The organism is Shewanella sp. NKUCC05_KAH, assembly GCF_019345585.1.
GTDB lineage: Bacteria > Pseudomonadota > Gammaproteobacteria > Enterobacterales > Shewanellaceae > Shewanella > Shewanella oncorhynchi.
In genome coordinates this window covers 116,936-136,631 of record NZ_JAHKQZ010000005.1, presented here as the reverse complement: position 1 = coordinate 136,631, position 19,696 = coordinate 116,936, and the positions used below count along the sequence as shown (strand labels likewise).

Annotated in this window: 19 protein-coding genes; all 19 read left to right on the top strand. The window is 45.0% G+C overall.

From position 1 onward, the window contains the following. The first annotated feature begins 65 nt into the window (after positions 1-65). The 19 genes from KO533_RS06810 to flhF all read left to right on the top strand — a co-directional run bounded on the left by KO533_RS06810 (position 66) and on the right by flhF (position 19,696). Complete coding sequence (locus KO533_RS06810; protein WP_219253406.1) at positions 66-1,148, top strand: PAS domain-containing sensor histidine kinase; 1,083 nt, start codon at positions 66-68, stop codon at positions 1,146-1,148. After that, positions 1,141-2,484 carry a sigma-54 dependent transcriptional regulator gene (locus tag KO533_RS06805; protein WP_219253405.1) on the top strand — a complete coding sequence of 448 codons (1,344 nt, stop codon included), beginning with the start codon at positions 1,141-1,143 and terminating at the stop codon, positions 2,482-2,484. Before KO533_RS06810 ends, KO533_RS06805 begins: the two co-directional genes overlap by 8 nt. A 231-nt stretch (positions 2,485-2,715) precedes the next feature. After that, positions 2,716-3,051, top strand: a complete 336-nt coding sequence (fliE, locus tag KO533_RS06800; protein ID WP_028761191.1) for a flagellar hook-basal body complex protein FliE — start codon at positions 2,716-2,718, stop codon at positions 3,049-3,051. A 45-nt stretch (positions 3,052-3,096) separates the two neighbouring features. Further along, positions 3,097-4,785, top strand: a complete 1,689-nt coding sequence (gene fliF, locus KO533_RS06795) for a flagellar basal-body MS-ring/collar protein FliF (RefSeq protein WP_028761190.1) — start codon at positions 3,097-3,099, stop codon at positions 4,783-4,785. Continuing rightward, positions 4,778-5,830, top strand: coding sequence for a flagellar motor switch protein FliG (gene fliG, locus KO533_RS06790; protein WP_028761189.1), 1,053 nt, complete (start codon positions 4,778-4,780; stop codon positions 5,828-5,830). Before fliF ends, fliG begins: the two co-directional genes overlap by 8 nt. Continuing rightward, positions 5,817-6,812, top strand: a complete 996-nt coding sequence (fliH, locus tag KO533_RS06785; protein WP_105251938.1) for a flagellar assembly protein FliH — start codon at positions 5,817-5,819, stop codon at positions 6,810-6,812. The genes fliG and fliH overlap by 14 nt, the downstream gene beginning before the upstream one ends. After that, positions 6,781-8,118 carry a flagellar protein export ATPase FliI gene (fliI, locus tag KO533_RS06780; protein ID WP_028761187.1) on the top strand — a complete coding sequence of 446 codons (1,338 nt, stop codon included), beginning with the start codon at positions 6,781-6,783 and terminating at the stop codon, positions 8,116-8,118. The genes fliH and fliI overlap by 32 nt, the downstream gene beginning before the upstream one ends. Before the next feature lie 29 nt (positions 8,119-8,147). Next, positions 8,148-8,594: a flagellar export protein FliJ gene (fliJ, locus tag KO533_RS06775; RefSeq protein ID WP_173243801.1), complete on the top strand. Its 447-nt coding sequence runs from the start codon at positions 8,148-8,150 to the stop codon at positions 8,592-8,594. 242 nt (positions 8,595-8,836) lie between these two features. Next, positions 8,837-10,510 carry a flagellar hook-length control protein FliK gene (locus tag KO533_RS06770; protein WP_219253404.1) on the top strand — a complete coding sequence of 558 codons (1,674 nt, stop codon included), beginning with the start codon at positions 8,837-8,839 and terminating at the stop codon, positions 10,508-10,510. A gap of 84 nt (positions 10,511-10,594) precedes the next feature. Beyond that, positions 10,595-11,122, top strand: coding sequence for a flagellar basal body-associated protein FliL (fliL, locus tag KO533_RS06765; RefSeq protein ID WP_219253403.1), 528 nt, complete (start codon positions 10,595-10,597; stop codon positions 11,120-11,122). 39 nt (positions 11,123-11,161) lie between these two features. Then, entirely contained in the window at positions 11,162-12,190 is a 1,029-nt protein-coding gene (fliM, locus tag KO533_RS06760; protein WP_105251943.1) for a flagellar motor switch protein FliM, read from the top strand. Positions 12,191-12,201: 11 nt separating this feature from the next. Then, on the top strand, positions 12,202-12,582 hold the full coding sequence (gene fliN, locus KO533_RS06755; protein WP_028761182.1) for a flagellar motor switch protein FliN: 381 nt from the start codon (positions 12,202-12,204) through the stop codon (positions 12,580-12,582). A 30-nt stretch (positions 12,583-12,612) separates the two neighbouring features. Continuing rightward, entirely contained in the window at positions 12,613-13,038 is a 426-nt protein-coding gene (gene fliO, locus KO533_RS06750) for a flagellar biosynthetic protein FliO (RefSeq protein WP_219253402.1), read from the top strand. Continuing rightward, entirely contained in the window at positions 13,035-13,781 is a 747-nt protein-coding gene (fliP, locus tag KO533_RS06745; protein ID WP_028761180.1) for a flagellar type III secretion system pore protein FliP, read from the top strand. Before fliO ends, fliP begins: the two co-directional genes overlap by 4 nt. An 18-nt stretch (positions 13,782-13,799) precedes the next feature. Next, positions 13,800-14,069, top strand: coding sequence for a flagellar biosynthesis protein FliQ (fliQ, locus tag KO533_RS06740; protein ID WP_012587225.1), 270 nt, complete (start codon positions 13,800-13,802; stop codon positions 14,067-14,069). A gap of 4 nt (positions 14,070-14,073) precedes the next feature. Beyond that, entirely contained in the window at positions 14,074-14,871 is a 798-nt protein-coding gene (fliR, locus tag KO533_RS06735) for a flagellar biosynthetic protein FliR (RefSeq protein ID WP_028761179.1), read from the top strand. A gap of 18 nt (positions 14,872-14,889) precedes the next feature. After that, positions 14,890-16,020: a flagellar biosynthesis protein FlhB gene (gene flhB / locus KO533_RS06730; protein ID WP_028761178.1), complete on the top strand. Its 1,131-nt coding sequence runs from the start codon at positions 14,890-14,892 to the stop codon at positions 16,018-16,020. 182 nt (positions 16,021-16,202) lie between these two features. Then, positions 16,203-18,302, top strand: a complete 2,100-nt coding sequence (gene flhA, locus KO533_RS06725; RefSeq protein WP_028761177.1) for a flagellar biosynthesis protein FlhA — start codon at positions 16,203-16,205, stop codon at positions 18,300-18,302. 11 nt (positions 18,303-18,313) lie between these two features. Then, the gene (flhF, locus tag KO533_RS06720) at positions 18,314-19,696 is read left to right on the top strand and encodes a flagellar biosynthesis protein FlhF (protein WP_131523092.1); all 1,383 of its coding nucleotides are present in this window, start codon (positions 18,314-18,316) and stop codon (positions 19,694-19,696) included.

The following is a 19,696-nucleotide window of genomic DNA, read 5'->3' as shown; positions in this document are numbered from 1 at the left end:
CAATTTCCAATTTGGCATAGATACTGCAGTCACCCCGTCATAAGCAATTTTTTGACGGAGTGACTATGTCAGCCAACCCACTAGCGCAAATTGAGTCATTCAAGCACACTAGCAAACAATGGAACCAACTGCGTGAGGCCGCGAATATGTCCAATCGAATGGAGCATATTTTACAGGCTATGCCATCCGGCGTGGTGATTATCAATGGCGACGGTATAGTCACGGATGCTAATCCGGTAGCAGTTGAATTACTTGAGCGTTCCTTATGTGGCGTTCGCTGGATAGATGTGATCCACAGTGCCTTTGCGCCACAGGACGATGATGGCCACGAAGTGTCACTGCGTAATGGCCGCCGCGTTAAATTAGCGATTACGCCATTGACGCCAGAGCCTGGTCAATTAATTGTGCTAACTGATCTGACTGAAACTCGGTTATTACAGAAAAATATCTCCCATTTACAACGTTTATCTGCACTGGGCAAGATGGTAGCAACTTTGGCTCATCAGGTGCGCACGCCTTTATCAGCCGCTTTGTTATATGCTTCAAATCTTGCAAGTCCTAAGTTATCCGATGCCGCTAAAGCGAAATTCCAGCAAAAACTTGTTGATAGACTCAATGAACTCGAGCGGCAGGTTAACGACATGCTATTGATGGCGAAAGGCCGTCAGGATGAACTCGGAGATTTGATTACGCTTGCCGAAGTTATTGACAATGTATTGTCAAATTGTGAGCCGATAGCGGCAAAGCAAGGCTGTGACTTGTCATTTGATGATGCGTCAAGCAGCTCGATGTTAGCTAATTCCAATGCATTAAGCTCGGCGATTAACAATTTAGTCATGAACAGCATCGAGGCTGGCGCCACTGAAATTCGTATCCAAGCGAAGGAAGAGGGCGAACGGTTATTATTGGATGTCATCGATAATGGCAAAGGCTTAGACGCCACTATGCAGCAGAAGGTATTTGAACCTTTCTTTACGACTAAGTCGCAGGGAACTGGGCTTGGGTTAGCCGTTGTGCAATCTGTGGTGCGCAATCATGGAGGACAACTGCAACTCAGTTGTTTACCGAATAAAGGTTGTACTGTGTCTTTAGTATTCCCACGGGCTAAATCCGCGGTGATATTACCTTTGGAGATTACCCATGTCTGAAGCAAAGTTATTGCTCGTTGAGGATGATGCTTCATTACGTGAAGCCTTGTTGGATACCTTAATGCTGGCTCAGTATGAGTGTATTGATGTTGCCTCCGGTGAAGACGCTATTTTAGCCTTGAAACAACATCAGTTTGATTTAGTTATTAGCGATGTGCAGATGCAAGGTATTGGTGGTTTAGGTTTATTGAACTACCTGCAGCAGCATCATCCTAAGTTGCCAGTGCTGTTGATGACGGCCTACGCGACTATTGGTAGCGCGGTGAACGCTATAAAATTAGGCGCTGTTGATTATTTAGCCAAACCTTTTGCACCAGAAGTGTTACTCAATCAAGTCTCACGCTATTTGCCATTAAAACAAAATGTGGATCAGCCCGTCGTCGCTGATGAAAAAAGTTTAGCCTTATTAGCACTTGCTCAACGGGTTGCCGCTTCTGATGCCTCTGTCATGATCTTAGGTCCTAGCGGTTCGGGTAAAGAGGTTTTGGCCCGTTATATTCATCAACACAGTAGCCGTGCTAATCAAGCCTTTGTGGCCATTAACTGTGCCGCTATTCCTGAGAACATGCTCGAAGCCACCCTTTTTGGTTATGAAAAGGGTGCATTTACGGGGGCTTATCAAGCGTGTCCGGGGAAATTTGAGCAGGCTCAAGGTGGCACTTTGCTGCTCGATGAAATCTCTGAGATGGATTTAGGCTTACAAGCTAAGTTGTTGCGGGTTTTGCAAGAGCGTGAAGTTGAGCGTTTAGGTGGCCGTAAAACCATTAAATTGGATGTGCGCGTGCTTGCCACATCCAATCGTGATTTAAAGGCAGTGGTCGCAGCTGGCGGATTTAGGGAAGATCTCTACTATCGAATTAACGTATTTCCTTTAGCTTGGCCTGCGTTAAGTCAACGTCCTGCAGATATTTTACCTCTTGCGCGTCATTTACTGGCTAAACATGCTAAGGCATTGAATGTTGCCGATGTGCCTGAGTTGGATGAGAATGCGCGTCGACGTTTATTGAGTCATCGCTGGCCTGGGAACGTACGTGAACTCGACAATGTGATCCAGCGTGCTTTGATATTAAGAGCCGGTCAATTGATCACCGCCAATGACATTATTATCGATGCGCAGGATGTGATTTTAAGCGGTGAAGCTCTAGAACCATTTTCTTCTGAGCCAGACGGTTTAGGTGAAGAGCTCAAAGCTCAAGAACATGTGATTATTTTAGAGACCCTTAATCAATGCCAAGGAAGTCGTAAGTTAGTCGCCGAAAAGCTAGGAATTAGCGCACGAACCCTAAGATACAAGATGGCAAGGATGCGTGATATGGGGATCCAACTGCCAAATTAGTCTATAAACTCAAGTTATCATCTCGCAGCCTCCACATTGAGTGTGAGGCTGTATTTATTAAGATACACAAAAGTAAAAGTGGCTCATTTCATCCAAAATCCTTAGATATTGATATCTTCTTATCCCGTCAATTTGTTATCAATCACGACCATCTGAAAACTTGGCCGTTATTTTGCATTGTCCCGTTATCGGTATTTTGATCGTCAAGAATTCGACGACTGGGAGCTCAGCATGCAAATAGGCGCAAATTCATTCCTGCAGGAAATGCAGAAACTCCAAGGCGAAATAACGCCGTCGTTTGGCGTTCAGCCAAATATCATGCAGCAAGTGAATAACACCAGTGGTGCAGACTTCGGTCAGTTGCTATCGCAAGCCGTCGGCAATGTCAGCGGCTTACAGTCTGCATCGTCAAACCTCGCGACACGTTTAGAGATGGGTGATACTACCGTTTCTTTATCGGACACTGTGATTGCCCGTGAGAAAGCGAGTGTCGCTTTCGAGGCGACAGTGCAAGTGCGTAATAAGCTTGTCGAAGCCTACAAAGAAATAATGAGCATGCCTGTCTAGGCCAGTGAATAACCCAATTAGCAGGTACGAATCGTGAGTACAGAAATGATTGTCGGATCCAATTCCGGTTTAGCTGACCAAGGTGTCCAGCAAGAACATAAGTCAGGAATGATGGGAAATCTTGGCGGTGTCGATATGATGCGCCAAGTAACTATGATTTTAGCCTTAGCGATTTGTTTAGCCTTGGCGGTATTTGTCATGCTGTGGGCGCAGGAGCCAGAGTATCGTCCATTGGGTAAAATGGAAACTCAGGAAATGGTTCAAGTGCTAGATGTACTTGATAAAAATAAAGTTAAGTACCAAATCGACGTGGACGTTATTAAAGTTCCTGAAGATAAATATCAAGAAGTCAAAATGATGTTGAGCCGTGCAGGTATCGACAGTCCTGCAGCCAACCAAGATTTTTTGAATAAAGACAGTGGCTTTGGTGTCAGCCAACGCATGGAACAGGCTCGTCTTAAGCATAGCCAAGAAGAAAACCTCGCCCGTGCGATTGAGCAACTACAAAGTGTCAGTCGTGCCAAAGTCATTCTTGCGTTACCTAAAGAAAACGTCTTCGCCCGCAATGCCTCTAAACCGAGTGCAACTGTGGTGATCAATACCCGTCGCGGTGGCTTAGGCCAAGGTGAAGTCGATGCTATCGTCGATATTGTTGCTTCTGCAGTACAAGGTTTAGAACCATCAAGGGTGACGGTAACTGACTCTAACGGCCGTTTATTGAACTCTGGCAGTCAAGATGGCGCGTCTGCGACGGCTCGCCGTGAACTTGAATTAGTACAGCAAAAAGAAGCTGAATATCGCACTAAGATTGAATCGATTCTGGTGCCAATTTTAGGTCCTGATAATTTTACCTCTCAAGTCGACGTCAGTATGGATTTTACTGCTGTTGAGCAAACATCAAAGCGTTTTAACCCTGATTTACCGGCACTGCGCAGTGAAATGACCGTTGAAAATAACACCACTGGCGGCTCTTCTGGTGGGATCCCTGGCGCGTTATCCAATCAACCGCCAATGGAGTCTAATATTCCAGAAGATGCAACAAAAGCGGCAGAGTCAGCAACGGCTGCAGCAGGTAATTCGCACCGCGAAGCGACCCGTAACTTTGAATTAGATACCACCATTAGCCATACCCGCCAGCAAGTTGGTGCAGTGCGCCGCATTAGTGTGTCAGTCGCGGTGGACTTTAAACCTGGTGCCGCTGGAGAAAATGGTCAAGTAGCCCGTGTTGCCCGTACCGAACAAGAACTGACCAATATCCGTCGTTTGCTTGAAGGCGCGGTTGGTTTTAGCTCACAACGGGGTGATGTGCTGGAAGTGGTAACTGTTCCCTTTATGGATCAATTGGTTGAAGATTTACCCGCACCTGAACTTTGGGAGCAACCTTGGTTTTGGCGTGCGATTAAGCTTGGGATTGGTGCGCTAGTGATTTTGGTGCTGATTCTAGCTGTGGTACGTCCTATGCTGAAACGCTTGATCTATCCTGACAGTGTGAATATGCCTGAGGATGGCAGATTAGGTAATGAATTAGCCGAAATTGAGGACCAATATGCGGCTGATACGCTAGGGATGCTCAATACTCAAGAGGCGGAATACAGTTATGCTGACGATGGCTCAATTCATATCCCTAATCTTCACAAAGATGATGATATGATTAAAGCTATCCGTGCGCTCGTGGCGAATGAGCCTGAGCTCTCTACTCAAGTCGTGAAAAACTGGTTACAAGACAATGGCTGAGAATAAAACGAAAGAAGTGGCTCCTGCGGCCGCACCTGCCTTTAATATCAAAGATATTAGTGGCGTTGAAAAGACCGCTATTTTACTCCTCAGTTTGAGTGAGGCTGATGCTGCATCCATTTTAAAACACTTAGAGCCGAAGCAAGTGCAAAAAGTGGGTATGGCCATGGCGGCAATGGATGAGTTTGGTCAGGAAAAAGTTATCGGGGTACATAAGCTGTTTCTTGATGATATTCAAAAGTATTCTTCAATTGGTTTCAACAGTGAAGAGTTCGTCCGTAAAGCCTTAACCGCCGCGCTGGGTGAAGATAAAGCGGGTAATCTGATTGAACAGATTATCATGGGCAGTGGCGCTAAAGGTTTGGACTCGTTGAAGTGGATGGATGCACGCCAAGTGGCGACCATTATTCAAAACGAACATCCCCAGATCCAAACGATTGTGTTGTCTTATCTAGAACCCGATCAAGCGGCGGAAATTTTTGGTCAATTCCCTGAGAATACCCGCTTAGACTTGATGATGCGTATTGCAAATCTTGAAGAAGTGCAGCCCGCTGCACTGCAAGAGCTGAATGACATCATGGAGAAACAGTTCGCCGGTCAAGGTGGCGCACAGGCCGCAAAAATGGGTGGCTTAAAAGCGGCTGCCAACATAATGAACTACTTAGACACGGGTATCGAAAGCCAGTTGATGGAAACCATGCGCGAGTCTGATGAAGAAATGGCGCAGCAAATCCAAGATTTGATGTTTGTATTTGAAAACTTAATCGATGTCGATGACCGCGGTATTCAAGCCCTGTTGCGTGAAGTGCAGCAAGATGTACTGATGAAGGCGCTCAAAGGCACAGATGATCAGCTGAAAGAAAAAATATTGGGTAACATGTCAAAACGTGCCGCTGAATTATTGCGTGATGATCTTGAAGCTATGGGCCCAATCCGTATCAGTGAAGTGGAAGTCGCACAAAAAGAAATCCTGTCTATTGCTCGTCGCTTAAGTGACAGCGGCGAAATCATGTTAGGCGGCGGTGGTGGCGATGAGTTCCTCTAATCCGAGCGACAATAAATTGTTGAATAAGGTCTTGAGCGAAGGAGATGTCGAATTTAGTCACTGGGCGCTGCCAGATGTGACTGAAGCCGATGATGATTCTATCTCAAATCTGTTCGGCCATTCTAATCATCAAGCCGCTAAGTCGACTACTGTGGAAAGTGTTTCTCCACCGACTATGGCTGAGATTGAAGACATTCGTGCCCAAGCCGAAGAAGAAGGCTTTAGCGAAGGTAAGCAGCAAGGGTATGAGCAAGGGCTAGAAAAAGGGCGTTTAGAAGGGTTAGAGCAGGGCCATACTGAAGGGCTCGCCCAAGGGCATGAGCAAGGATTAGAAACCGGTTTAGCCCAAGCAAAAATATTGCTCTCGCGTTTTGAAACCTTATTAGCCCAATTTGAAAAACCATTGCAATTGCTCGATGGCGATATTGAACTCTCTCTAATGAACCTGAGTATGACATTAGCGAAATCTGTCATTGGCCACGAATTAAAAACTCATCCTGAACAAGTGCTTTCGGCATTGCGCTTAGGTATAGAATCGCTGCCGATAAAAGAACAAACGGTCACAATCCGCTTGCATCCTGACGATGTTATTTTAGTCGAACAACTTTATTCCAGCGCTCAATTGACCCGCAGTAAGTGGGAACTTGAAGTTGACCCTTCCTTAAGCCCTGGTGACTGTATTCTCAGTAGTCATCGTTCTTTAGTCGATTTGACCCTCGCATCGCGTATCGATGCTGTGTTTGAGTCCTTACGGAACCAACATGCTCACTTAAGTGATAAGCAGCGTCAACTGCAAGAGGCGATAGAGGTTGAAGATACCGCAAAATACGTTGCGGCTTCTGAGGCTGTGGGATCAGAGCTTGATGATCAGGTTGTCGATACGGTTTCTCAACATGCTGAGGATATACAATCTGCCTCAAACACAGGTGAGCAATTAGAGGCAAAATCAGATGCAAAATCGCCAACATCAACTGCTGAATAGGCTTAATCATCATCAGGGTAAGGTGCCGCCATTTCGCGCAGTGGCCAGTGGTCAACTGGTGCGTGTTGTCGGCTTAACCTTAGAAGCAAGCGGTTGCCGTGCGCCTGTGGGCAGTTTATGTTCGATCGAAACCATGGCGGGCGAGTTAATCGCCGAGGTGGTCGGGTTTGATGGCGAACTATTATATTTAATGCCCATTGAAGAATTACGTGGTGTATTGCCCGGTGCGCGGGTTGTGCCTTTGGGGGAACAAACTGGACTCAATGTTGGTTTATCCCTGCTAGGACGCGTACTCGATGGTAACGGCGTGCCTTTAGATGGTTTAGGCGCGTTGCAAACCGACCAACAAGCGCCAAGACATAGCGCTGCCATTAATCCTCTATCTCGCCGTGCCATTACTGAACCGCTGGACGTTGGTGTTCGCGCTATCAACGCTATGCTGACTGTGGGCAAAGGCCAACGTATGGGCTTGTTTGCGGGCTCAGGTGTAGGTAAGAGTGTGCTCTTAGGTATGATGACTCGCGGTACTACCGCCGACATTATTGTGGTTGGGCTAGTGGGTGAGCGTGGCCGGGAAGTGAAAGAGTTTATTGAGGAAATTCTTGGTGAGAAAGGTCGAGCGCGTTCAGTCGTTGTTGCTGCGCCTGCGGATACATCGCCTCTGATGCGTCTTCGCGCCTGTGAAACCTCGACTCGTATTGCCGAATACTTCCGCGATTTAGGCTATAACGTTTTATTGCTTATGGACAGTTTAACGCGCTACGCCCAAGCGCAGCGGGAAATTGCTTTGGCTGTGGGTGAACCGCCTGCGACTAAAGGTTATCCGCCTTCTGTGTTTGCAAAATTGCCACGTTTAGTTGAGCGCGCCGGAAACGGTGGCCCTGGACAAGGTTCAATTACGGCATTTTATACTGTGTTGACGGAAGGGGACGATCAACAGGATCCCATTGCCGATGCTTCGCGGGCGATCCTCGATGGTCACATTGTCTTGTCACGTTCGCTTGCGGATTCGGGGCACTATCCTGCAATTGATATTGAAGCTTCTATTAGCCGAGTCGCGCCTATGGTGATCTCCAATGAACATTTGGAAGCGATGCGCCGCGTGAAACAAACCTATTCTTTGTATCAGCAAAATAGAGATTTGATTTCTATTGGGGCCTATGCCCAAGGAAGCGATCCGCGCATTGATAATGCGATACGACTGCAGCCAGCAATGAATGCTTTTTTGCGACAAACCATGCGTGATGCATTTAGCTTTGCCGATAGCCAAGTCATGCTTGGGCAACTTGCTGCACAGTGCAAATAATGGCGTCATCGAATTAATCGAGGTCTAGTATGGCTAACGCCGATCCCTTGTTGTTAGTGTTAAAGCTTGCCAATGATGCCGAAGAACAAGCGGCGTTATTGTTAAAATCTGCGCAGTTAGAGTGTCAAAAACGGTTGAATCAACTCAGTGCTCTGAATAACTATCGCTTAGAATACATGAAGCAAATGCAATCCCAGCAAGGTCAAGCCATCAGTGCTAGTCACTATCACCAGTTTCACCGTTTTATTCGTCAGATCGATGACGCTATTATCCAGCAAAATCACGTCGTAGCCGACGGTGAAAAGCAAAAAGAATATCGACAACAACATTGGTTGGAAAAGCAAAAAAAACGTAAGGCAGTAGAATTACTCTTAGCCAGTAAAGAGAAGAAGCGTCAAGTGGTTGAACAAAAAAGGGAGCAAAAAATGACCGATGAATTTGCTTCCCAGCAATTTTATCGCCGTCATCAACGTTAGTGAAATGATAGGCATCTTTACTGCTCGCTAGCCGGATAGGCTCTTTAGTTTTTTTGTATTGATGGCATAAGCATCAATTCGGCACCTCTCAGTGTTAATTCTTTTCGATATGCTGTCGTAAAATCTGATGTTTTGGCATCTTATTTGCTTTGATTTAGTCCATGACCCTGCAACCGCAGTGTTTAATTGACGTTTCTACCTAGCCATTTTCTTTTTTTGCTGGGTGATGTTTGGGAGCACTTATGCAACAAATGACCAATATCCTGTTAAGTAAAACAGGCAACTCTGCGGCCAATTCCGCTAAGACATCTTCCCAAGAGTCTAATAATGAAGACTTTTCATCTACACTTGCGTCAGTCACCGCTAGCTCATTTTCTATTTCTGCGTCTAAAAAAACCATTGCTAACACTGATGATACTGTGCAGGTTACCTCTGCTGATAAAGTAAAAGATGACGATATATCAACTGATGACGCCGACGTAAATCTCATTTTTGCCCAAATTAGCATGGCAAATGATATGAAGAAAACGGCATCAGATGGAGATAGTTTGCCGCTAGCATTTTTAAATGCTGAAGAAGATATAACTGGTGAAGAAAATATTGATACTTCATCAGCTTTATTAATCGGCTCAGCATTGGCATCTACTGTTTCTGATAATTCAACATTGGCATCTACTATTTCTGCTGATTTAGCATTGGCATCTACTGTTTCTACTGTTTCTAATGTTTTTGCTGAGATTGAACTGGCATCAGATATAGATGCCGATGAAGCGGGTTTTTCTGCTGAATTACAAAAGTTAGTTTCTACTAGCCCAGATATGGCAGCAATTTCAATCGCAGATGACGTGAAACCATCTTCTTTGACTGATAAGTCACTCGTACATATTCTTCCCATAGACCCAAATATACTTGAAGCGTCAGCGGATAGTGATGCTGTGATTGATCCAAATTTGACCGATGACGCTTCAGAATTACCTTTAGAAGACACTGAGCTTGACTCTGCCACTGAAGTCGGGGTGAGTATAGATGAGTCTTTAGTTGAGAATGAGGTCACACTTAATGCTGTGATTAATCAAGCGGGCTTAGCGAACAGTGCAACGATAAAGTCGGCAACCAACACTGCGGCAAAAGCAACGACTAGCAGCTCGACAGTGAATAGTCCCAATACGGCTAATATCGCTACCTCGGGAAATACTTTCGACCTGAATACCTTAGGCTCTTCAATTTCATCTGAACCATTAGATACAACATCTGTAACAGAAAGTGATCTTGATGGGAGTCCCAATTCCGATTTGGCTGCTAACTTATTACTGAAAGATGCTAAATTGACGGTTGCAATGGATATTCCCAGAGACGAAAGTTTTATGGATGATAGTAATACTTTCTCAGAACTTAAGTCGACATCATCCATACAGACACTCTCGATGTCACAATTAAATCGCCAAGAAACCATGCAAGTTCAGCTGTCATTGCGTCAAGGAGTAGAACAGCAAAACCAAATGCAGGAGATGATCCAACGATTTTCACCTGTGATGAAGCAGCAATTGATTACTATGGTGAGTCAAGGCATCCAACATGCGGAAATCCGGCTCGATCCCCCTGAGCTTGGGCATATGTTGGTAAAGATCCAAGTGCATGGCGACCAAACCCAAGTACAGTTCCATGTTACTCAGCCGCAAACGCGTGATCTGGTTGAACAAGCTATGCCAAGATTACGTGAATTATTGCAAGAGCAAGGGATGCAGTTGGCTGACAGCCATGTTTCTCAAGGCGATCAAGGTGAGCGTCGGGAAGGTAGTTTCGGTGATGGCGGCAGTTCAAATGCGGCTGATATGGATGAAATCTCGGCAGAAGAGTTACATTTAGGTTTAAATCAAGCGATTAGTGTAACTTCAGGTATAGATTATTACGCTTAAGCAGGTAACCTATAGCAATGACTGACATAATTACGTTTCAAATAAAACTGTAATGAGTTTCCGCCTAAATTAAAGAGAATAGTGATGGCTAAGGAAGAATCGTTAGAACTTGAAAGTACTGAAGGGCCTAAGAGTAAGAAGAAACTATTTATTTTTGCTGGTCTAGGCGTTTTAGTCGCGCTGTTAATCGGTGGCGGTGTCTGGTTCTTTATGGGAAGCAGTACCGAAGAGGTTCCCGCCGTAGCAGCAGATAGTGCTGTTCAGGCTGAAGTACCAGCATCAGGAGAAGTAGCTACCGCATCATACGTGCCTATGCCGCGTCCTTTTTTATTCAACTTACCAGGGCCTGATAGGGCTCGTTTAGTTGAGATTAAAGTGCAGCTTATGGTGCGTGGTACCGATGATGATGTGCTAACACAAAAACATATTCCGCTGATTGAAGATGCGCTTTTAACGACCTTTAGTGGTGCAGATGTGCAAAAGCTCAGCACGCAAGCGGGGAAAGATGAGTTACGGCAGTTAGCACTTTTGAGTGTGCAAAATACTCTACAGTCAGTAACTGGGCGTAAGGTTGTCGAGAAAGTACTATTTACCGGTTTTGTAATGCAATAACCCTTTAACTTCAGCACCAAAAGAGGCGAAGGCAATATAGTGAGTGATTTATTAAGCCAAGACGAAATTGATGCGCTATTGCACGGGGTTGATGACGTCGATGATGACGAAATTGACGCTGTTGGAGAAGATGCCCGTTCCTACGATTTCTCTTCCCAAGATCGAATAGTTCGTGGGCGTATGCCGACGCTGGAAATCGTGAATGAGCGTTTTGCGCGCCATTTGCGCATCAGCATGTTTAATATGATGCGCCGAGCGGCCGAAGTGTCGATCAACGGTGTACAGATGCTCAAGTTTGGTGAGTACGTACATACGCTTTTTGTTCCTACTAGCTTAAATATGGTGCGTTTTAGCCCACTCAAAGGCACAGCATTGATCACCATGGAAGCGCGACTGGTATTTATCCTGGTGGATAACTTCTTTGGTGGCGATGGGCGTTTCCATGCCAAGATTGAAGGGCGAGAATTTACGCCGACAGAAAGACGAATCGTACAGTTACTGCTTAAGATTATATTTGAAGATTATAAAGATGCTTGGGCGCCCGTAATGGATGTTGAGTTTGATTATTTGGACTCTGAAGTCAATCCTGCCATGGCGAACATTGTTAGTCCTACCGAAGTTGTGGTGATTAATTCATTCCATATTGAAGTCGATGGAGGTGGTGGTGATTTTCATATCACTATGCCTTACTCCATGATTGAACCTATCCGAGAGTTACTCGATGCGGGTGTGCAAAGTGACAAGCAAGATACTGATATGCGTTGGTCACAGGCATTGCACGATGAAATCATGGATGTGAAGGTCGGGTTCGATGCCAATATTGTTGAACATGAATTAACGCTCAAAGAGGTCATGAATTTTAAAGCGGGCGATATTATTCCGATTGAGTTACCCGAGTTTATCATGATGAAAATCGAGGATTTACCGACATATCGTTGTAAAATGGGCCGTTCTAGAGATAACCTAGCGCTTAAAATATGTGAGAAAATCCCTCGGCCAGAGACAGTTAAATCTGAGCTGCAATTGGTGACTCGTAAGGGTAAATCTCGTGATATATCAGAATTATAAGGTGAAGTAAGATGAGCACAGACGATACGGATGATTGGGCTGCAGCAATGGCAGAACAAGCGTTAGAAGAAGCCAACGCAATTGAACTCGATGAGCTGGTTGATGATTCAAGACCTATTTCTAAGGCTGAAGCGGCTAAGTTAGATACAATTTTAGATATTCCTGTCACCATTTCGATGGAAGTGGGCCGTAGCTATATTAGTATCCGAAACTTATTACAACTTAACCAAGGTTCTGTGGTTGAGTTAGATAGAGTCGCAGGTGAACCGTTAGATGTGATGGTCAATGGCACGCTTATCGCTCACGGTGAAGTGGTGGTGGTAAACGATAAATTCGGTATTCGCTTAACGGATGTGATCAGTCAAACTGAGCGAATTAAAAAGCTTAAATAATTCGAGATGTAAAAGTCGTTGGAACTTTAAATGAGCACATCGGTAATACAGAGTTTAGTGGTAGCGGTTCAAACGAGCGCAGATAGCCTCGGTGGGGAAGGCGCAGCGAATATTGCTTCAATAGCGCCTGCTACAAAAATGGCAGAACCTTCTCAAGTTGCGACCTTAGCAAGTATGTTAGGCGGCTTGATTCTGGTTTTATTATTAATTTTCGCGTTAGCTTATTTACTGAGAAGGTTTAATTTAGTCCCCACGACCAATGGCGTGCTAAAGACTATTGCTGTGACTTCCCTCGGTCAAAAAGAGCGTTTAGTCTTGGTTCAGGTGGGAGAACAACAATATTTACTTGGGGTTAGCTCGCAGCAGGTGAGTTTGATTGATAAGTTAGCTGAACCTATCCATCTAGAAGCTGATTCGTTTGCGAGTCGATTACGCCAGGCGAAATTAAAACAATGACAACACGTATCCTCGCGTTAGTTGGGTTAGTTATGCTGCTATTGATGCCGTCAGCATGGGCCGCAGATGGCGTCTTACCTGCTGTAACAGTAACAACGGCGCCAGACGGCTCAACGGAATATTCGGTCACAATGCAGATTTTACTGCTGATGACATCGCTGAGTTTTTTACCTGCGATGCTCATCATGTTGACCTCTTTCACGCGGATTATCATTGTCTTGTCGATATTACGCCAAGCCATTGGATTACAACAGACTCCATCTAATCAAGTCTTAATTGGCATGAGTTTGTTCATGACTTTTTTTATCATGGCACCGGTATTCGACCGGATTTATGATGAAGGGGTGAAGCCTTATATCGATGAGCAATTAACCTTGCAGCAAGCGTTTGATAAAGGGAAAGAGCCGCTGAGAGGCTTTATGTTGGGCCAAGTAAGAACGACGGATTTAAAGACCTTTATTGAGATTTCTGGCTATAAGGATATTAAGTCTCCCGAAGAAGCACCCATGAGTGTGTTAGTGCCCGCTTTCATTACCAGTGAGTTAAAAACCGCATTTCAGATTGGCTTTATGCTATTTGTGCCTTTTTTAGTACTCGATTTAGTGGTGGCGAGTATCTTGATGGCTATGGGTATGATGATGTTATCTCCCATGATAGTGTCGCTGCCGTTTAAGATCATGTTGTTTGTGCTCGTAGATGGTTGGAGCTTAGTCCTCGGGACATTAGCGAATAGTTTCGGATAGCCAAGGGAGAGTAAACACATGAGTCCTGAGGCACTAATTGATATTTTTCGTGAAGCTCTCGCTGTTATCGTTATGATGGTGTCTGCTATTGTGTTGCCTGGGCTGGGAATTGGGTTAATCGTTGCTGTGTTTCAAGCGGCGACTTCTATTAACGAGCAGACCTTAAGTTTCCTTCCGCGTTTGTTAGTGACACTTTTTGGCCTAATGTTTATGGGACATTGGTTAGTTGAAACCCTGATGGACTTTTTCATCGAGATGGTGAATCGCATTCCTCAAGTGATAGGCTAACGCGATGGAGCTGCTGCTCGATACCTTAATGCAAACCATTGCCGCTTATATTTGGCCATTGTTTCGCGTCGCGAGCATGTTGATGGTCATGGTAGTATTTGGGGCGGCAACGACACCAACACGAGTTCGCTTATTATTGGCGATGGCAATTACCTTTGCGATAGCACCCGTTCTTCCTCCAACTCAAAATGTGGATTTATTTTCGTTAAGCGCAGTATTCATCACGGCGCAGCAAATTATTATCGGTGTTGCCATGGGGTTTGTGACTCAAATGGTGATGCAAGTCTTTGTGCTCACTGGACAGATCATTGGTATGCAGACCAGTTTAGGCTTTGCCTCTATGGTTGACCCTGGTTCTGGCCAACAAACACCCGTTATTGGTAACTTTTTTCTTTTATTGGCGACATTGATTTTCTTAGCTGTGGACGGCCATCTTTTGATGATCCGTATGCTAGTGGCAAGCTTTGAAACTTTGCCGATTTCTAATCAAGGCTTAACACTGACAAGTTATCGATCGCTGGCTGATTGGGGGTCGTATATGTTTGGTGCGGCACTCACTATGTCGATATCTGCGATTATCGCCTTGTTATTAGTCAACTTGTCCTTCGGGGTCATGACCCGCGCCGCGCCACAATTGAATATTTTCTCTATTGGTTTTCCGATCACTATGATTGGTGGACTGTTTATTCTGTGGTTAACCCTAACACCGGTAATGGCACACTTCGATGAAGTATGGTCGACGGCTCAAGTGCTGCTTTGCGATATGTTAGCGCTCCAATGTAACGCTGATGGCTTGATATGATGGGATTAGGAGAAGCCCATGGCTGAAGAGTCAAGTGATGAACGTACAGAGGAACCCACGGGGAGGCGTCTAGAACAGGCGCGAACAAAAGGACAGATTGCACGTTCGAAAGAACTTGGAACTGCAGCGGTATTAATTTCGGCAGCATGTGGGTTTTATATGCTAGGCCCAAGTTTGGCCATTAGCCTAACTCGGGTGTTTGAAATTGTATTTACCATGGATAGGGCGCAAATTTTTGATACGAATGAAATGTTCAAAGTGTGGGGCGTTGTTGCGAGTGAAATAGCGTGGCCCATGGCTAAAATTATGCTACTGATTGTGGTTGTTGCGTTTATCGGTAACGTCTCTCTTGGAGGGATCAATTTTTCGACCCAAGCTATGATGCCAAAAGCCAGTAAAATGAGTCCACTTGCTGGTTTTAAACGTATGTTTGGCGTACAGGCTCTGGTTGAACTTACCAAAGGCATTGCAAAATTTTCGGTAGTAGCGTTTTCTGCTTATTTTTTATTAAGCTTCTATTTCAATGACATCATGTTGCTGTCTAGCGACCATCTTCCAGGTAATGTTTACCATGCATTAGATTTGTTGGTTTGGATGTTTATCCTGTTATGTTCCTCGATTTTGTTTATTGTCGTCATCGATGTGCCGTTCCAAATTTGGAATCACAACAAGCAACTTAAGATGACCAAACAAGAAGTAAAAGATGAATATAAAGACACTGAGGGTAAACCTGAGGTGAAAGGGCATATACGGCAGATGCAACGTGAACTAGCACAAAGGCGTATGATGGCTGAAGTGCCAAATGCCGATGTGATTGTCGTTAACCCTGAGCATTTTGCCGTTGCGATTAAATACGATGTGCAGCGCTCTGCGGCTCCCTTTGTGATAGCGAAAGGTGTTGATGATGTGGCCTTTAAAATACGTGAGATTGCCCGCGCGCACAATATTGCGATTGTCTCGGCCCCACCACTTGCAAGGGCTATTTACCATACGACTAAGTTAGATCAGCAGATCCCTGAAGGTTTGTTTACTGCTGTCGCACAGATTTTGGCTTATGTATTCCAGCTGCGCCAATATCAAAAAGGACGCGGCCGTAAACCTATTCCTGTCCCACTCAATCAACCTATACCAGATGAATTGAAATATTGAACCATTAGTCTCAGATGGTAGTCATTGGCAAAGCTGATGATGTCGAGTTCATTTGTTTTTTATGGCTAATTTTATGTATATCAATCAGTCACAGTACATATTTTTCCTTCATTAATGGCTTTAATCTTGTTGGCGCGTTTTTTGCTTCATGCTATTACACGTCAAAGTTTAGGTTATAGCGAATGGATGTTAAAGCGACTCTTGGTCAAGTAAAACAAATTAGGCTCAGCACTTTTAAAGGCATTGGCACGCCGGTGGTTGTGCTTGCTGCATTGGCCATGATTGTTTTACCTATCCCTCCATTTCTATTAGACATACTCTTTTCATTCAACATTGCGTTAGCTCTCATCGTATTGCTGGTGGCTATTTATACCGATAGACCCTTAGATTTTGCTGCCTTCCCAACTGTGTTACTGGTGGCGACATTATTACGTCTTGCGCTCAACGTTGCCTCAACTCGTGTGGTTTTACTTGAGGGTCATAATGGCGGTGATGCCGCGGGTAAGGTGATTGAAGCCTTCGGTTCTGTGGTGATCGGTGGTAACTATGCCGTTGGTCTAGTGGTATTTATCATTTTGATTATCATCAACTTTGCGGTAGTGACTAAAGGTGCAGGTCGTATTGCAGAAGTCAGTGCCCGCTTTACCTTGGATGCTATGCCTGGTAAGCAAATGGCAATCGATGCTGACTTAAATGCTGGAACCTTAAATCAAGACCAAGCGAGAATACGCCGTGCCGAAGTGACCCGTGAAGCCGATTTCTATGGTGCGATGGACGGTGCGTCCAAATTCGTTAAAGGGGATGCGATTGCTGGTATCATGATCTTAGTGATCAATATCGTAGGTGGTTTCATCATAGGGATTGTGCAGCATGGCTTAAGTTTCTCTGAAGCGGTTGAAATTTATACCTTACTGACTATCGGTGATGGTTTAGTAGCGCAGATCCCTGGTCTATTATTGTCAATCGCCGCAGCCTTGATGGTGACCCGTCAAAATGAGTCAGGTGATATGGGCCAAATGATGATGAGTCAGATGTTTGACAGTCATAAGTCATTGGGTATCGCCGCCGGAGTCCTGTTTGTCATGGGTATTGTTCCTGGTATGCCACACATGGCGTTTTTAAGCTTTGCCTTTATGACGGCTGGTGCAGCTTATTTTGTTTATAAACGAAATGAAAACAAACGTCTTAAAGCGCTAGAACAAGTGAAATCGGGTCCAATAGAAAGACAAGATAAAGAGCCTAAAGAGCTAGGTTGGGACGATGTACATCATGTTGATACTATTGGTCTTGAGGTTGGATATCGTTTGATCCCTCTGGTAGACAAGGGCCAAGGTGGCGAGTTACTAAGCCGCATTAAAGGCGTGCGTAAAAAGTTGTCTCAGGAATTAGGCTTCTTAGTGCCAGCGGTGCATATTCGCGATAACTTAGATTTATCGCCTAATGCGTATCGCATTTCATTAATGGGCGTCGTCGTCGGAGAGGCAGATATTCGTCATGATTGCGAATTGGCGATCAACCCTGGTCAAGTCTATGGCAAACTCGATGGTATCGAAACGCGCGATCCCGCCTTTGGCCTTGAAGCCGTATGGATCGCCCCTGAGTTACGTGAGCACGCACAAACATTAGGTTATACCGTCGTCGATGCCGCCACTGTTGTTGCAACTCATATTAGTCAATTACTCACAAATAATGCCGCTAAGTTGTTAGGCTACGAAGAAGTGCAACAACTGATGGATATGCTTGCGAAACACTCACCTAAGCTGGTTGATGGCTTTATTCCAGATATCATGCCACTAGGACATGTCGTAAAAGTGATGCAGAACCTATTAAATGAAGGGGTTTCAGTTAGAGACTTGCGTACTATAGTGCAAACTTTGTTAGAATATGGCACTAAGAGTAATGACACTGAAGTCTTGACTGCCGCTGTGCGTATCGCTTTGAAACGTATGATAGTTCAGGAAATCTCAGGCCCAGAGCTCGAAATCCCCGTCATTACTTTGGCGCCAGAGTTGGAACAGATGTTGCATCAATCAATGCAAGCAACCGGTGGTGATGGTCCTAATATTGAACCCGGTCTTGCAGAACGCATGCAGCAGTCCCTTGCCGATGCGGCTCAGAAGCAAGAAATGGTCGGACAACCCGCCATATTGTTGACGTCAGGTATGTTACGCGCGACGCTGTCACGCTTTGTTAAACATACTATTCCTAATCTCAGAGTCATTTCATATCAAGAAATACCTGATGAGAAGCAAATACGTATCGTATCTGCAGTCGGCCAGTAGAGGACGCATAAGTGAAGATTAAACGATTTTTTGCCAAAGACATGCGCGCCGCACTGGCCCAAGTGAAAGAAACACTCGGCTCAGATGCTGTCATTATGTCAAATAAAAAAGTGAACGGTGGCATCGAAATTGTCGCTGCCGTTGACTATGACGAACCTAAAGCGAAAACTGCAGCCACTGCGCCAGCACCGACCTTTATGGACGTGAGCGACGATCTCGTGTCCCTAGGTGCTAAGCAGCCAGTTCGTGTAGAAACTCGCGCTAAGCCAGCCGCACCAGCAGACTCATTACAAGCCTTACTTGAGAAGCAGCAAAGCCGTTTGAATCAACAAATGTCACATCAGCAAGTTGATGCCGAGTTACCAGCATGGGCTAAGGGCTTACAAGCCCCTACTGCTGTGAAACCAGAACGTCGTGAAGCACCTTCCTCGTTTGATAAAAAACCACAAACATCACAGAAACAAAGTGCTGATATTGAGGCTATGCGGGATGAATTAGCATCACTGCGTAATTTACTGACACATCAAGTATCCTCCTTGATGACGGAACATAAAAAACGCATCGATCCCGTCGGTGCTATGCTCGAAGCCAAATTGCTTGAGGCTGAATTCTCCCCTGCGGTTGCGAATAAATTAGCCGCGCTGAGCCAGCATTATACGCCTGCTGAATTAGTCAGAGCATTACCACAAAGTCTCGCTAATATGCTTGACAATCAGGGTGATGACATTGTGAAACAGGGCGGGGTAGTTGCATTAGTTGGTCCTACTGGCGTTGGTAAAACAACGTCATTAGCTAAACTTGCTGCCCGTTTTGCGGCACATCATGGTGCTGAACATGTTGCTTTAATTACCACAGATCATTATCGCATCGGAGCCTATGAGCAATTAGCAACTTATGGCAAAATAATGGGCTGCCCAGTAAAGCAAGCTCATGATCTAAATGAATTAGAGCAAATTCTCTATCAGTTTAGGAATCGCAAGCTAGTATTGATAGATACGGCTGGCATGGGACAGCGAGATATGCGCCTTTACCAGCAACTTGATAATTTAACTGCAAATAGCAGGATACCTATCCGCAGTTATCTGGTACTGTCTGCGACAGGGCAGCGCCGTGTGCTGCAAGATGCAGTCAATCATTTTAAACGCATTCCCCTATCTGGTGTCGTTCTCACAAAACTCGATGAATCTGTGTCGTTAGCAGGGGCATTAAGTGTGTTGATCCAAAACGGATTACCATTAAGTTATATTACTGATGGACAAAGAGTTCCTGAAGATATGAAAGTTGCGGATACCCTAGATTTAGCCCAGCAGGCACTCGCAGCGTTAGATAGTACAGAACAACAATCATTACAAGACACAGCGTGGTCAGATAATATGGCCTGTGCATTTGAGTAG